General features: G+C 64.8%; 13 protein-coding genes. 8 read left to right on the top strand and 5 right to left on the bottom strand.

Annotation, left to right across the window (positions count from 1 at the left end; genetic code table 11):
* Positions 1 to 11 precede the first annotated feature (11 nt).
* Complete coding sequence (locus ACYQ3G_RS00995; RefSeq protein WP_459821518.1) at positions 12 to 1,058, top strand: DUF6515 family protein; 1,047 nt, start codon at positions 12 to 14, stop codon at positions 1,056 to 1,058.
* Between the two features lie 61 nt (positions 1,059 to 1,119).
* Here ACYQ3G_RS00995 and ACYQ3G_RS01000 read toward each other — a convergent pair whose 3' ends face one another.
* Both ACYQ3G_RS01000 and ACYQ3G_RS01005 read right to left on the bottom strand, forming a co-directional pair.
* The gene (locus tag ACYQ3G_RS01000; protein WP_459821520.1) at positions 1,120 to 2,925 is read right to left on the bottom strand and encodes a bifunctional homocysteine S-methyltransferase/methylenetetrahydrofolate reductase; all 1,806 of its coding nucleotides are present in this window, start codon (positions 2,923 to 2,925) and stop codon (positions 1,120 to 1,122) included.
* A complete protein-coding gene (locus ACYQ3G_RS01005) occupies positions 2,922 to 3,761 on the bottom strand; it encodes a nitroreductase family protein (protein WP_459821522.1) in 840 nt (279 codons plus the stop codon). Before ACYQ3G_RS01005 ends, ACYQ3G_RS01000 begins: the two co-directional genes overlap by 4 nt.
* A gap of 238 nt (positions 3,762 to 3,999) precedes the next feature.
* On the opposite strand from ACYQ3G_RS01005, the gene ACYQ3G_RS01010 reads away from it, so the two are divergent.
* From ACYQ3G_RS01010 to ACYQ3G_RS01040, 7 genes are all read left to right on the top strand, one after another.
* Positions 4,000 to 4,881, top strand: a complete 882-nt coding sequence (locus tag ACYQ3G_RS01010) for a metal ABC transporter ATP-binding protein (RefSeq protein ID WP_459821524.1) — start codon at positions 4,000 to 4,002, stop codon at positions 4,879 to 4,881.
* Positions 4,878 to 5,687, top strand: coding sequence for a metal ABC transporter permease (locus ACYQ3G_RS01015; protein WP_459821526.1), 810 nt, complete (start codon positions 4,878 to 4,880; stop codon positions 5,685 to 5,687). Before ACYQ3G_RS01010 ends, ACYQ3G_RS01015 begins: the two co-directional genes overlap by 4 nt.
* Positions 5,684 to 6,121 carry a Fur family transcriptional regulator gene (locus ACYQ3G_RS01020; protein ID WP_459821528.1) on the top strand — a complete coding sequence of 146 codons (438 nt, stop codon included), beginning with the start codon at positions 5,684 to 5,686 and terminating at the stop codon, positions 6,119 to 6,121. The genes ACYQ3G_RS01015 and ACYQ3G_RS01020 overlap by 4 nt, the downstream gene beginning before the upstream one ends.
* 326 nt (positions 6,122 to 6,447) lie before the next feature.
* Positions 6,448 to 7,356, top strand: a complete 909-nt coding sequence (locus ACYQ3G_RS01025; RefSeq protein ID WP_459821530.1) for a DUF4123 domain-containing protein — start codon at positions 6,448 to 6,450, stop codon at positions 7,354 to 7,356.
* On the top strand, positions 7,349 to 7,669 hold the full coding sequence (locus ACYQ3G_RS01030; protein ID WP_459821532.1) for a hypothetical protein: 321 nt from the start codon (positions 7,349 to 7,351) through the stop codon (positions 7,667 to 7,669). Before ACYQ3G_RS01025 ends, ACYQ3G_RS01030 begins: the two co-directional genes overlap by 8 nt.
* Before the next feature lie 62 nt (positions 7,670 to 7,731).
* Positions 7,732 to 8,688, top strand: coding sequence for a T6SS immunity protein Tli4 family protein (locus ACYQ3G_RS01035; protein ID WP_459821534.1), 957 nt, complete (start codon positions 7,732 to 7,734; stop codon positions 8,686 to 8,688).
* A 3-nt stretch (positions 8,689 to 8,691) separates the two neighbouring features.
* Positions 8,692 to 10,428 carry an alpha/beta hydrolase gene (locus ACYQ3G_RS01040; RefSeq protein ID WP_459821536.1) on the top strand — a complete coding sequence of 579 codons (1,737 nt, stop codon included), beginning with the start codon at positions 8,692 to 8,694 and terminating at the stop codon, positions 10,426 to 10,428.
* A 109-nt stretch (positions 10,429 to 10,537) separates the two neighbouring features.
* Here ACYQ3G_RS01040 and ACYQ3G_RS01045 read toward each other — a convergent pair whose 3' ends face one another.
* The 3 genes from ACYQ3G_RS01045 to ACYQ3G_RS01055 are packed head-to-tail and all read right to left on the bottom strand — an operon-like array spanning position 10,538 to position 13,482.
* Positions 10,538 to 11,935 (bottom strand): TRAP transporter large permease, encoded by a 1,398-nt coding sequence (locus ACYQ3G_RS01045; protein WP_459821538.1) that lies wholly within the window; start codon positions 11,933 to 11,935, stop codon positions 10,538 to 10,540.
* Positions 11,932 to 12,480: a TRAP transporter small permease gene (locus tag ACYQ3G_RS01050; RefSeq protein WP_459821540.1), complete on the bottom strand. Its 549-nt coding sequence runs from the start codon at positions 12,478 to 12,480 to the stop codon at positions 11,932 to 11,934. Before ACYQ3G_RS01050 ends, ACYQ3G_RS01045 begins: the two co-directional genes overlap by 4 nt.
* Positions 12,481 to 12,492: 12 nt before the next feature.
* The gene (locus tag ACYQ3G_RS01055) at positions 12,493 to 13,482 is read right to left on the bottom strand and encodes a TRAP transporter substrate-binding protein (protein ID WP_459821542.1); all 990 of its coding nucleotides are present in this window, start codon (positions 13,480 to 13,482) and stop codon (positions 12,493 to 12,495) included.
* Between the last annotated feature and the right edge of the window lie 521 nt (positions 13,483 to 14,003).

Here is a 14,003-nt window from a genome sequence, read left to right on the forward strand (position 1 = left end):
GGAGGAAAACCATGACGACCTACATATCACGACTGACGATCATCGCCCTGCTCTGCCTGCAGGCATGGGCGACGCAGGCGCATGGCGGCGACGGCCATCGCTCGGAAATCCGCCGCGCCAGCCACGACGAACTCTTCACGCTCGGCGGACAAGAGACAGGCGGGCAACGCGGTGACGACCCGTTCCGTCTCGACGGCGGCCGCACGAAGCAGAACGATCCTTTCCGCCTCGACGGGCAGCGCAGCGAAGATCGACGGGATGGGCGAAGGCATGACGGCCCCAAGGACGACGGACAAAGGGACGGGAAGCATTTCCGAACCGACGACAGACCCGGAGGCGGAAGCAACTTCATGCGGGTCGACACGCAGGGTGGATACGACCGGCCGGACGCGCGGAAACGCGTCCGCGACCATGACCGGGATGGGGACAGGCGCCGGGACGACCGTTACCAGGACGACGGCCGCAGGCACGGCAGCCCATCGTACATCCGGCAACCCCCTCGCGGGGATTACAGGCGCCCGGGGCATGACGACGGCCCGCGGCATGACTCCGGACGCTACGCGCGACACGAGGTCAGGCACATCGTGCACTACCTGCCGCCCAGGCACGCGGTCATCCTGCACGGCCGCGACCGCTACCACTACCATGGCGGCAGGTTCTACCGGCCCTGGAACGCCGGCTTCATCCTGGTGCGCCCCCCGCTGGGGCTCATCGTCCTGAGCCTGCCCCTGGGCAGCCACACGGTCATCTCGGCCGGCATCACCTACCACGTCTTCGGCGACGTCTACTACCGGCGCGTGCCTGCAGGATACGAAGTCGTGGAACCCATCCGCGCGCCGGGCCGCGAGTGGCCCGCCCAGGTGTCCGTCATCACGGACACCCTGAACCTGCGCTACGGACCCGAGGAAAGCGAGGAGATCATCGCCCAGGCGGGGCGCTACACGATCCTCAACGTCATCGGCAGCGCCCCTGGCTGGCTGTACGTGGAGATCGACGGCGAAGACGTGCGCGGCTGGGTGATGGAGCGCTACGTCTCGACGGACCTCGGCCGGGGCTGACCCCCCTCTTTTATCCTGGAATCAATGCTGAAGGCCGGCTCCCGCAAACCGGGGCCGGCCTTCAGCGCTTCAGCCCCAGGCGCTGCATGAGCTCCAGGGCCATGGCGTGGCGATTGAACGGCGGGATGATGTACACCCCCGCGAAATGCGGCCAGGCGTACTCGAGCAGCTCCCAGGCGATCTCGATGCCCTCCCGCTGCCCCGCATCCCCGGCCCGGGCCATGCGCTCGCGCGCTTCGAGGGGAATCTCGATGCCCGGAAACTCGTTGTGCAGGAACTCGGCGTTGCGGTGGCTGGCCAGGGGCATGATGCCGAGCACGATGGGGGCCTTGACGTGGGCCGTCGCGGCCAGGATCTCGTCCACCCTGGACCGGGAATAGACCGGCTGGGTCAGGAAGTGGGTCGCGCCGGCCGCAATCTTCTTCTCCATGCGGCCGACCTGCAGGGCCATGTTGCGCGTGTTGGGGTTGAAGGCCGCGCCGATGCAGAAGTTGACGGGCAGGCGCATGTCGTCGCCGTAGTGGTTGCGGCCCCGGTTGAAGCCGGCCAGCAGGGAAATGAGCTCCATGGAGCGCAGGTCGTAGACGCCTGAAACCCGCTCGGCGCTGCCGGCCGATGGCGGGTCCCCGGTCACGGCCAGGACGTTGTGCAGGTTCGAAGCGGCCAGGCCCATGATGGTCGACTGCATGCCCACCAGGTTGCGGTCCCGGCCCGTGAGGTGCACGACCACGTCCGCGCCGGTCCTGGCCCGGACCATGCCGGCCAGGGTGATGTTCGAGAGGCGCGGCACGGCCAGGGGGTTCTCGGCGATGGTGATGGCGTCCACGCCCGCCGCGGCCAGGGCCTCGGCCGCCCGGAGCACGGGCTCCGTGTCGAGGTGCTTGGGCGGGTCGAGTTCCACCAGGACGACCTTGCCCTCCTGCAGCCTGCGCGCCAGACGCGTCGGGACCGCAGTCCCGGCCGTGCGTTCCTCGGCCGACGGGGCTTCGATCCGCACTTCGGGCAAAGCTGATCCCAGCGCCTTGACCAGGGCCGCGATGTGCTCCGGCCCGGTCCCGCAGCACCCGCCCAACAGGCGTGCGCCGTGTGCCGCGCAGGCCGCGGTCTGCCGCGCGAAATACTCCGGCGACGAGGCGTACATGAGCCGGTCCCCCGCTGCCTCGGGAAAGCCCGCGTTGGGCAGCACCGACAAGGGCACAGATACCGGACCCAGGGCGCGGACCACTTCCAGGGAATTCTTGGGGCCGATGCCGCAGTTGAGGCCGACAATGTCGGCCCCGGCCGCCACCAGGGCCTCGAAGCACTCGCGGGCCGAGCGGCCCGAATGGGTGCGCCCGCGCTGGGTGAAGACCATCTGCGCGGCCACGGGCACGGAAACGGCCGCCTTGACCCCGCGCAGGGCCGACAGCAGCAGGGTGAGACTGGCGAAGGTTTCGAGCACGATGAAGTCCACTCCGCCCTCGACCAGAGCCCGGGCCTGCTCGGCGAAAATCTCCTCAATCTCTCCCGGCGCGGCCGTCTCCTCGCCCAGGCGCCCCAGCGGGCCCATGGCCCCGGCCACCCAGCGGCCCTCGCCGGCTTCGGCCCGGGCCAGTTCGGCTCCGCGCAGGTTGATCTCGCGAACCCTGTGCCCCAGGTCGAAACGGCCGAGCTTGGCCCTGTTGGCGCCGAAGGTGTTGGTCTCCAGGACCTCGGCCCCGGCCACCGCATAGGCCTGATGGATGGACCGCACCAGGGCCGGGTCCGTCAGGTTCAAGGCGTCGTAGCAGGACGAGCTGTCCACGCCCCGTTCGAAAAGGAGCGACCCCATGGCCCCGTCGGCCACGACCACGCGCTCGCGCAGGACATCGAGAATGCCGCGCCTCACAGCCCGCCCTCCAGGTCGCCGGACCTGACGCGGTGCAGGCCCTGCACCTCGCGCTGCACGGCGCGGGCGTAGCGCACGGCCGGGTAGCCGAACATGACGACGTACATGGAGCGGTGGTCCGAGGGGATGCCCAGCCTGCGGCCCAGCTCCGGCACCACGCTCTGCAGGGCCCAGCGGGCGTACCCGCACCAGACCGTTCCCACACCCAGGCTCGCGGCCATGAGCTCGAAATAGGACAGGGCGATGAAGGGGTCGGCCTCGCCGGAGGTGGCCTCGCGGGGGGAGGAGGCGATGAGCATGTGCGGGGCTTCGCGGAAGATGATGTCGCGGCCCTGGTCCCAGGCGGTCAGGAACTTGGCGAAAAACTCCATGCCGTCGGGCAGGCCGTCCTCGTCCACGGCCCGGCGGATGCCATCCATGGTCAGGACGCGGATGCGCGCCATGACTTCCGGGTCGTCCACCAGGGTAAAGCGGACCTTGCGCTCGTTCTTGCCCGTGGGGGCGTAGGCCACGGCGTCCATGAGACGGTCCAGGACGGCCCGCTCCACAGCCTCGGGCCGGTAACGCCGCACGGACCTGCGGCTCTTGATCAGGTTCTCCAGACCGTCCGGGGAAGGCGGCAGGATCTCGGCGCTCGCGTCCGGGTCCACGCCGAAGATGGACAGGGCCGCCGTGGGGCAAACGGCCAGGCAATGCTGGCACCTGATGCACAGGCCCTGCCGCTGTTCGCTGATTCGCGGCAGCCCCTGGCTCATGTCTATGATGCGCACGGGGCAGTCGGCCGCGCACTCGCCGCACTGGATGCAGCGTGACTCGTCTATGGCAAAATCGAGCATGGTTCCTCCTGTAATCCGGACCGCCATTGGCGCGGCCGCCCCCTTTTCCTACGGCCTGAAGAGGCGATGCACAAGGGCCGCCACCCGCGCCGGCCGCCCTTGACGAGATGCAATCCTGTTGCATAAACATGCATTCCAAATCATGGGAAAAATCGATCCGGGACCTCGCCCGGCGCCGGCGGACCTCCCGCCCGGGTCCCGCCGGCCTGGCTAACGAAACGGCCCGCAAGGTAAAGACATGCATTCACCCGACCACATCTGCTCCACCTGCACAGGCCACGAGCACACGGCCGTACCCGGGCCGCGCTTCCACCGTCTGCTGGCCGAAGGCCCCGTCATCGAACTCTCGGGCGTGAGCTTCGCCTACGCGGACCGCGAGGTCCTCACGGACGTGACCTTGAGCGTCGGCGCCAGGGATTTCCTGGCCGTCATCGGGCCCAACGGCGGCGGCAAGACAACCCTGGTCAAGATCATCCTCGGACTTCTCCGCCCCTCGCGCGGCACCGTACGCGTCCTCGGAGCCGACCCGGCCGTCGCGCGGCCCGCCGTGGGCTACGTGCCGCAGCACGCCCTTGTCCAGCCGAGCTTCCCCGTCACGGTCCGGGACGTTGTCCTGCTGGGGCTGCGGCGCGGCAGCGGACTCTTCTCGACCCGGCGCTGGCCCGGCTACTCGGCGGACGAGAAGCGCAAGGCCCTGGACACCCTGGACATGGTCGACATGGCCGACCTGGCCGGACGCCGCTTCGACGCCCTATCCGGCGGCCAGAAGCAGCGCGTGCTCGTGGCCCGGGCCCTGATTTCTGACCCGGCCCTGTTGCTCTTCGACGAGCCCACCTCCAACATCGACCCCCAGGGCAAGGTCTGCCTCTTCGACCTGCTCTCGGCCCTGAGCGCCTCCATCACCATCGTCATGGTCAGCCACGACCTCATCTCGGCCTCCACGCGCATCACCAGCGTGGCCGTGGTCAACAACCGCCTCATCCAGAACCGCGGCCGCGAACTGACGCCGACCATGCTCGAACTCATCTACGGCACCCATGACGCGACCTGCCCCCTGGACGAGTACATCCGCGGCATGTCCTCGATCTTCACCGCCGGCGGACGGGGGGTGACGAAATGATGGACCTCCTCGGCATGGAATTCATGCGCAACGCCCTGCTGGCCGGGCTGCTGGCCAGCCTGGCCTGCGGCGTCATCGGCACCCTCGTGGTCGTCAACCGCCAGGTCTTCATGGCCGGGGGCGTGGCCCACACGGCCTACGGCGGCGTGGGCCTGGCCTTTTTCCTGGGCCTGCCCGTGCTGCCCTGCGCCGTGGCCTTCACGGTCCTGGCCGCCCTGGCCATGGCCATGGCCTCCTTCGGCCGCGCCGAGCGCAGCGACTCCGTGGTGGGCATCATGTGGGCGGCGGGCATGGCCGTCGGCATCATCCTCATGGACCTCACGCCCGGCTACAACGTCGACCTGATGAGCTACCTCTTCGGGAGCATCCTGGCCGTCCCCCGCGGAGACATCGTCTTCATGGCGGTCCTCGACGCCTTCATCCTGGCCGTGGTCTTCTTCTGGTACAAGGACTTCCTGGCCCTGTCCTTCGACATGGAGTTCGCGCGCTCCATGGGCGTGCCCGTGCGCCTGCTCTACGCGCTGATGCAGGTCCTGACGGCCGTGACCGTGATCATGGTCATCCAGGTGGCCGGACTCATCCTGGTCATCGCCCTGCTGACCATCCCGCCCATGCTGGCCGAACTCTTCACCAACTCCCTGTGGAAGATGATGGTCCTGGCCACCCTGGCGAGCCTCGTCTTCTGCCTGGCCGGCCTGGCCGTGTCCTACCACTTCGACATCACCTCGGGCGCGTCCATCATCGCCATGGCCACGGGCGGGTATGTCCTGGCCTGGGGCGTGCGCAGCCTGCGGAGGCTCGGGTGAAGGCCCGCATGACCGCCAAGGCGGCGGAACACCGTCTCGCCGCCGCGGGACTGGAGGCCACGGAGCACCGCGTGCGCGTGCTCATGGCCGTGGGCGGCACCCCCTACCCGTCCAGCGCGCCGGAGATTCTGGACGCGGTGCGCGCCAAATCGGACATCAACCGGGTCACGGTCTACCGCATCCTCGACCTGCTGGTCGAACACGAAGTCCTGAACCGTCTGGACCTCGGCGACAAATCGCGCCGATTCTGCCTGCGCGAGGATCACGACGACGAGCACCCGCACTTCCACTGCACGCGCTGCGACCGCTACCTCTGCCTGCGTCACGCCCAGGGCATCCTGAACACCGAGGGCCTGGAGGGCCTGGAGGCGGACATCCGCCACGTGGACATCCGCCTCGAAGGCGTGTGTCCCGCCTGCCGCTCGACCACCTGATACATCGCCGGGCCATGCCGCGGGAACGCAGATAACCCCCATGGGCATCCACTTCACCTGCATATGATCCGGCATGCGACGAGTTCCGAAACTGCGGCTTCCTCCAACATCGCCAGGCCCTTCCACTCATCCCCGCCACGTCCCCGCGTCCTTGCCGCGGCATTCCGTCGGATCCCCCACGCGCATGCCACAAACTGCGTAGCGCCGATGTCGCGGCGTTACACGCTGGACCCAATGTCCATCTCCCTGCTTATCCTGTAGATTTTCGGGCACCCGCCTGTCCGCCCTCGGCGTGCCGGGCAACTCCGAACACTGGAGGTGGAAGAATGGATAACGCCGGTCGCCCCGCGCACCGCATCGTCGAGGACATCGGGCCGTGCCTGCGCGAAGCCGTGGCCAGAGGGTGCGCACTCTGGATCGTGCTGGACCCCTTGTGCCACGAGCAGGCCCTCGCGCAGCTCTACGAGCACGAACAGGGCGCGGACATCGAGGAACTGTTTCGCAAGACCCCCCTGTTTTCCGCTCACGCGGCCTCGCCCCGCGTGTGCTCCATCGCGCCGGAATCCTCCATGCTGCGCTGGCTGTGCGAGGCCGCACCGCCCAACTGGGGCATGGTCCTCGCATCGGACGCTCCCCGGGATGAGATCCTGGACCACCTTCGAAGCCTCCTCCTGGTCAGGACCGACGAGAGCGACGTCATCTTCCGGGTCTGGGACGGTACGGTCCTGAGCCGCATGTGCATGGCCCTGCCCGAAGAAATCCCCGTTCTTCTGGGGCCAGTGCGTCGGGTGGCGGCCAGGACGCACACCCGGTCATGGGCTTGCATCGACCGGGACGGCCAGGCCTTCATGGAAGCCCCGCACCGGCCAGCCTGCCCCCTGCCGCGCCCCTGGTACCGCATCACGAAGGGACATGAACGCGCCTTTGACGACCAGCGTCCCGCCAATCTCGTCCACACCGTCATGGAGACCCTGCTGCGCGAACAGGCCGGGCCCGTCCTGCCCCCGACCGTACGACTCAACACCTTCACCGCCCGGCACGTGGAACGTGCGCTGGCGCTGGGACTGTGGCGGGCCGAGGCAGTGGAACTCTTCGTGCGCTGCTGCCTGCTGCACGGGGAATCCTTCCCCGAGGCGCAGTCCGCACCCGGCCCATTTTCTCGAAGACCCGTCGACGAGGACATGGCCATCCTGGCCATGCGCCGCACCCTGAACCACGGAGGAAACCGTGACTGACCCCTCCCTCGTTGCCCAATGCCCCAGACCCAAGCGCATCGGTTTCGCCCTGGAGTCCCAGGGCGAGGAAGCGCCCGTGCCCTTCGCGTCACGAGTCATGCACACCTTCAGCTTCGGCGCCGACGACCCCGGCGTCCCGCATACCCTCGACCTCTTCGGGACCGTGGTCTGGATCGATGCGTCCGCCGACCCGGACGCGACCACCGAAGGACACCCTTGGCGCGACTATACCCTGGACCACACCGTCACGGTCCACCAAACCGCCGACCTCGGGTTCGTGCCCCTGCTGCCCGGCAGACAGGGTGGCACGTGATGCCCCGCGTCCTTTGCGCCCTGATCCTCGCATCACTTATCTTCATCGGAGGTTGCCGCACCATGAACACGCCCCCCAGCCCGCCCCTTCCCGTGTCCTACCACCCCGCCGGACGCTATCTCCTCCCCGTGCCCCAGGGCATGAAATATGCCGGCATGTACCACACCATAAACTACATCCACGTGGAGGAGACGCCGTGGGAACGGGGCGACAGGGCCGGCCAATTCCAGGAACTCTGGAGCGAGGTTCTGGAAACGGCTACGGACAAATACAATCGCCGGGCGTCACTTGGCCCTTCATCTCAGGGAGGCCTGGCCCACGAAGACGTGAGCAAACTGTTCGGGCATGAGGCCGTGCTGCTGTGCTACGCCAACGACCAAGGCGGACACAACATCGACGTCTTCATCGCCCTGCCCGAACACATCCTGCGCATCACCGAAGACTGCGGCTACGACGTCGGCGAGGAGTGCACGGACATGACGGACTACATCCTGGATTTCTACCGCCACTACCGGCCGAACTGGGAGAACTGCTCTCCCGACAGCTTCCTGACCCCCAGGGGCAGGCTCGAGGGGCTTGAGATCGTGGACGAATACGTCTCCGCCTCATCCTACCGCCCCGCGGCCGAGGAACAGCTCGAAATCGTGCTGAGCATGTCCGAATCCTATCTTACTAGGCCGCCTGGAGAACGTCTCAGTATTTCCGTTTTCCGCAAGGCCCTGAAAGCCCACGGGATCGAACTGGAGGTAGTGCGCTCACGACAGAGGACTGTTGCGAGCATTCCTGGACGGGAAACGGCGTTCATCATGTCGGAAAATAAAAATGGAAAGGTTGATGCCCAATTCTCTGCCGAGTGGGCCAGCGAAAGCGAAGCCAACAATCTGGACAGGCCACGCATACATATAGAGATCAATTGCGACGCCAGTGCCGAGAACGAAGCCCTACACCTTTGGGACACGGTCATGGACAGTTTCACGTCCGTACGGAACTGGCACGAATCGAAAATGAAAAGGAGATAAGATATGCCCAGGCAAAAACCCACGGTCAAATACGAAGCACCCCTGTGGCACAGGAAGACGCCACGCGAAATGCTCAAGAATCCCCTCTCCACGGAATGCGACGCCGGGCGGGACAACATCTTCAAAGTCCGCCGCGATACCGTCGCCATAGTCTTTGTCCCGGGCATCATGGGCTCCAAACTGCAAAAACAGAGTGAAAAACGTGAGCCAGTCTGGGATCCCGACACCTCAGGATTCATGCTGAAAAGATACCTGAAAGCCAGCCCCGAAGAACGGTACGACCTCCTCATCAAGGACCCGCTGGAGGTCATGCACGACACCTCGAAACTCCCGAAACGCCACCCAAAGGCCCATGAGCGCGGCTGGGGCAGTGTGGCCTGGACGTTCTACGGCGACCTGCTGAGTTCCCTGCAGGACTGGGCCACACCCCTCAAGGTCCTGCTGGACCTGCCCGTGTACGCCTTCGGCTACAACTGGCTCAAGTCCAACGAAGAATCGGGTGTCCTGCTGCGTGAAACCATACTGTCCCTCAAGAAAGTCCAGAAGGTCATCATCGTCACGCACTCCATGGGTGGCTTGGTGGCCCGCTACGCATTGGGGGGCGACGGCGGTGAGGCCATCGCCGACAAGGTCCTGGGTGTCATCCACGGCGCCCAACCCGTGCATGGGGCGCCCGTGGCCTACCGCCGCCAGATCGCCGGGCAGGAGGTGGACGGGTTCTTCAACATCCTGGGACTCATCGGGGCCAAGATCCTCGGGGAGGACGGCCCGGCCATCACGGCCATCTTTCCCCACGCCCCCGGCGCCTTGGAACTCCTGCCCAGCCAGCACTACCGGACCAACGACGGCAGGAAAGCGTGGCTGCATCTGCAGGACCCCGACAACCCCGACGCCTGCGTGTCCTATCCCCGCAACGGAGACCCCTACGAGGAGATCTACCTGAAGAGCTCCAACCGCGACTTCTGGGGCATGATTCACGGCGACTGGTTCCAGCCCCAACCAGAGGACGCTGAGGCCCTCGACCGGGTGCTGTATGGCGCGGCCCCGATGCAGCCCCGGGACCGCCATTCCCTGGCCTTCAAGCTCGGAAAGCATCTGCGCAGCGCCCGCGAGTTCCACGGCAGGATCGGCCGGTACAGCCACCCGCGCACCGTGCAGTATTTCAGCAGCGGCGATCATGACACGTGCGCCGAAATCTGCTGGCTGGTTCGAAACGTGACCGAGACCGTGAACATCAGGCCCGACCCGGCGCGCGGCGCGAAGCCCCCTCTGGGCGGCTACCGCTTCCTGCGGGACATCCAGGGCATCAGAGAGGAGAGCCGCGGCGAATACAGCGAAGTCCGCTGGCGGGATACGGACGGCAATCTCGGCAAGCGGGTCTCCTGGAAAACACCCTTTGCGGAGCTTGACCGTGGCATTCGGGAAGGAAAAACCCTGTGGCTGCTCAGGCTTTCGAACATCGGCAAGGATGGCCCGGGCGTGAAGGATGAACGAGTCTGCCATCTGGGGGACGGCACGGTACCGCTCGGTTCGGCCACGGGCTTGAACCCGGACTGCAACGCATGGGGCGGCGCGACGGCCTGCCTGCCATTCTGGGAAGGTCCGACGGGCCGCCTCTGCGCCGCCACGGGCTGCACCAATGAACGCGAACACTCGCGATTCTACGACCAGCCTGCCATCCAGGCCACCATCAACGCCATCCACAACATTTGCCTGGGCTGGCTCAAAGGAGAATTTTGATTGCAAATCATTCAAGGACATCCTTCCACCCGACCGTCCTGCGTTCCATGAAAAACGGCCGGTCCCTGCGCGGGACCCGGCCGTTTCGTTTTTGCAAGCAGGACGGTCGTCAGTACCCTTTGAGCTTGTCGATGAATTCCGGCAGCCACAGGGAGATCTGCGGGACGTAGGTGATGATGGCCAGGAACCCGAGCAGGATCGTCAGCCAGGGGAAGGCCGCGCGCACGACCCAGGTCAGGTCGCGCTTGGTGATGCCCGCCGTGACGAAGAGGTTCAGGCCCACGGGCGGGGTGATCAGGCCGATCTCCATGTTGACCACGCAGATGATGCCCAGATGGATGGGATCGATGCCGAGCTTCATGGCGATGGGGAAGAGGATCGGGATCATGATCATGGTGATGGCCGACGGCTCCATGAAGTTGCCGGCGGCCAGGAGCAGCAGGTTGACGACGATCAGGAAGCCCCAGGCCGGCAGGCCCCAGCCCACGATGGTCTCGGCGATCATGTGCGGGATGCGCTCGGTGGTCAGTACGTGGGCGAAGAGCATGGCGTTGCCGATGATGAAGAGCAGCATGATGCTGACCTTGGCGGCGTCCAGGACCACGTGGCGCACCTCGGGGTGCACCCAGGACCTGGGTATGGCCAGCAGGGTCTGCCACAGGCCGCGCGTCAGGGCCGAACCCAGGCTTTCTCCGACCTTGCGCAGGGGCACCTCCTTGAGGGGGCCCATGTCGCGGTAGACGAAGACGGCGATCCACCAGGCGTAAACCGCCGAAACCGCGGCCGCCTCGGTCGGGCTGCAGATGCCCCCGTAGATGGAGCCCAGCACGATGATGACGAGCATGAGCCCGCCCAGGGCCTTGACGCCGGAACGCAAGACCTGCCGGAAGCCGGGCCAGGCCAGGGCCGGATAGTTCTTGATCCGCGCCACGATGTAGATGGCGAGCATGAGCAGAAGCCCCAGGCAGATGCCGGGGATGAACCCGGCCATGAACAGCCTGGCCGCCGACTCCTGGGTGGCAGCAGCGTACACGAGCATGACGATGGACGGCGGGATGAGAATCCCGAGGGTCCCGGCGTTGCAGATGACGCCGGCGGCGAAGCTCTCGGGGTAGCCCGAGCGGACCATGCCCCCGATGACGATGCTGCCGATGGCCGCCACCGTGGCCGGCGAGGAGCCGGAAACGGCGGCGAAGAGCATGCAGGCCAGGACCGAGGCCATGGCCAGGCCGCCCTTGACGTGCCCGATGCAGTCCAGGGCGAAGTTGATGAGCCGCTTGGCCACGCCGCCCGTCGACAGGAACTGCGAGGACAGGATGAAGAAGGGGATGGCCAGCAGGGTGTAGTGTTCGGATACCGACTCGAAGAGCTTCAGGGCGATGGACGCCAGGGAGTCGTTGGAAAAGAACAGGATGGTGGTGATGCTCGAAAGGCCCAGCGCGATGGCGATGGGCATGCCCGTGGCGATGAACAGGAAGAGCAGGGAGAACAGGGCGGCTGTGGTCATTCGTCGTCTCCATCCAGGGCCGTGCCCTCTTTCTGGACCAGGTACATGCTCTCCTTGGCCTCATCCAGCAGCTTGAAGCCTTCGGCGCGCCCCCGGACGATGGCCCAGAGGAGATCCAGCAGGCGGACGACCATCATGACCAGGCCGATGAACAGGATGCTGTTGGCCATCCACTTGGGCACGGGAATGTCCTCGAGGTGGATGCCGATGCTCCTGAGCTTGCCGAGGTAGGCCCAGCTGCCGAAGAGAAACAGTCCGCAGTAGACCAGGCAGAGCAGCACGGCCACGATGGACACGGCCCGCCGTACGCCGCCGGGAAAGAGCTTGACCAGCGCGTCGACCCCGATGTGCGAACCGACCTTGATGCCGTAGGACACGCCGAACATGACCAGCCAGCCCGACAGCAGGAGCGTCAGCTCCTGGGCCCACTGGATGCCCACGTTGAAGCCGAAACGGAACACCACCTCCACGAAAACCAGAAGCGTCATGGAAGCCAGGAGGAGGGAGATGATCCCCTCCTCCAGCTTGTTGATGAAGGTATTCATGATTCCCGGAGACTATTTGTTGGAAGCGATGGCGGCTTCGAGGTTTTCCTTGCCCACGGCGTCCTCGAACTTCTTCCACACCGGCTTCATGGCCTCGACCCACTGGCCGCGCTCGGCCTCGGTCAGGGTGATGATCTCGGAACGCTTGGAGTCGATGATCTTCTGCTTGTCTTCGAGGTCCTTCTTGGCGGCGGCTTCGTTGCCGACGGCGATGGACTCCTTCAGGCACTCCTCGATGACCGGACGGATGTCCGCGGGCAGGCTCTCCCAGAACTCGGTGGTGCTGACCACGAGATAGTCGAGGATGCCGTGGTTGGTCTCGGTGATGTAGGGCTGCACCTCGTAGTACTTCTGGGAGTAGATGTTGGACCAGGAATTCTCCTGTCCGTCGATGGCCTTGGTCTGCAGCAGGGTGAAGACCTCGGCGAAGGGCTTCTTCAGGGGCATGGCGTCCACGGCCTCGAACTGGGCGGCCAGGACGTCGGAGGTCATGATGCGGAACTTCTTGTTGGCGGCATCGGCAGGGACGCGGATGGGATCGTTGGCGGAGATCTGCTTCATGCCGTTGTGCAGGTATTCAAGGCCGATGATGCCCTTGTCCTTCATGGAGGTGAGCAGCGCGCGACCGTTGGGACCCTGCTGGAACCTGTCGATGGCCGCCATGTCCTTGAACAGGAAGGGCAAATCGTAGATCTGCAGCAGCGGAGTGTACTTCTGGAACTTGGAAAGGGCCGGTGCCAGCAGATGCACGTCGCCCAGCAGCAGCGCTTCGAGTTCCTTGCCGTCGCCGAAGAGCTGTGAGTTGGGGTAGACCTCGACCACGACCTTGCCGGCCAGGCGTTCGGCCACGAGGTCGCGGAACTTGTTGGCCTGGATGCCCTTGGGCGTGTCCTCGGCCACGACGTGGGAGTACTTGATCACGATGGGAGCAGCGAAGGCGGAAGCAGCACACAGAAAAACCGCAACCAGCGCAAACGCAAGAATGGTCTTCACTTTCAACATTCCTCATACCCTCCATACGGTTAATTTGTTTGCGCTTGTGTATCCATTGCAGCATGTCTGCGCAAGAATTTCCGAAATAATCATGGTTTTTTTTCGCTTACGAAAATAAAAGAGACGCTCATTAAGCTGTTCGCACAACCAATCAGAACTCGTGACAAATTTATCAAAACATAAAAACAAGCGCGATATGAAATATTTTTCTACATTTATTCCATATTATATCAGAAAAATATTGATTTTCAGAACAGTATGTTTGACATGTATAAAATATTCGGAATCTTATTTGATAATATAGAGTGCGTATTATCCACATCGACCAATTCTCTATGTCCGATTTTCCGGACTAATCGATAATCCAGTCTCCATTACGACACTTCGTCACGTGAAGAATCATCACAAGACGAACGAGATTCATTCCGGAAAATGAAACTTATTCGCCATGGGCAGAAAAGCGCAGGAAGGACGCCATCCGGGATGACACTTCCCACGGATGCCGGCTGCGCCCAGGTCGGCGAAACCCG

This window comes from Desulfomicrobium salsuginis, assembly GCF_054657795.1.

Bases quoted from the DNA above. Each gene is read 5' to 3' on its own strand.
- ACYQ3G_RS00995 (WP_459821518.1), top strand. From the start codon at position 12: ATGACGACCTACATATCACGACTGACGATCATCGCCCTGCTCTGCCTG.
- ACYQ3G_RS01005 (WP_459821522.1), bottom strand. From the start codon at position 3,761: ATGCTCGATTTTGCCATAGACGAGTCACGCTGCATCCAGTGCGGCGAG.
- ACYQ3G_RS01010 (WP_459821524.1), top strand. From the start codon at position 4,000: ATGCATTCACCCGACCACATCTGCTCCACCTGCACAGGCCACGAGCAC.
- ACYQ3G_RS01015 (WP_459821526.1), top strand. From the start codon at position 4,878: ATGATGGACCTCCTCGGCATGGAATTCATGCGCAACGCCCTGCTGGCC.
- ACYQ3G_RS01025 (WP_459821530.1), top strand. From the start codon at position 6,448: ATGGATAACGCCGGTCGCCCCGCGCACCGCATCGTCGAGGACATCGGG.
- ACYQ3G_RS01035 (WP_459821534.1), top strand. From the start codon at position 7,732: ATGAACACGCCCCCCAGCCCGCCCCTTCCCGTGTCCTACCACCCCGCC.
- ACYQ3G_RS01040 (WP_459821536.1), top strand. From the start codon at position 8,692: ATGCCCAGGCAAAAACCCACGGTCAAATACGAAGCACCCCTGTGGCAC.
- ACYQ3G_RS01045 (WP_459821538.1), bottom strand. From the start codon at position 11,935: ATGACCACAGCCGCCCTGTTCTCCCTGCTCTTCCTGTTCATCGCCACG.
- ACYQ3G_RS01050 (WP_459821540.1), bottom strand. From the start codon at position 12,480: ATGAATACCTTCATCAACAAGCTGGAGGAGGGGATCATCTCCCTCCTC.
- ACYQ3G_RS01055 (WP_459821542.1), bottom strand. From the start codon at position 13,482: ATGTTGAAAGTGAAGACCATTCTTGCGTTTGCGCTGGTTGCGGTTTTT.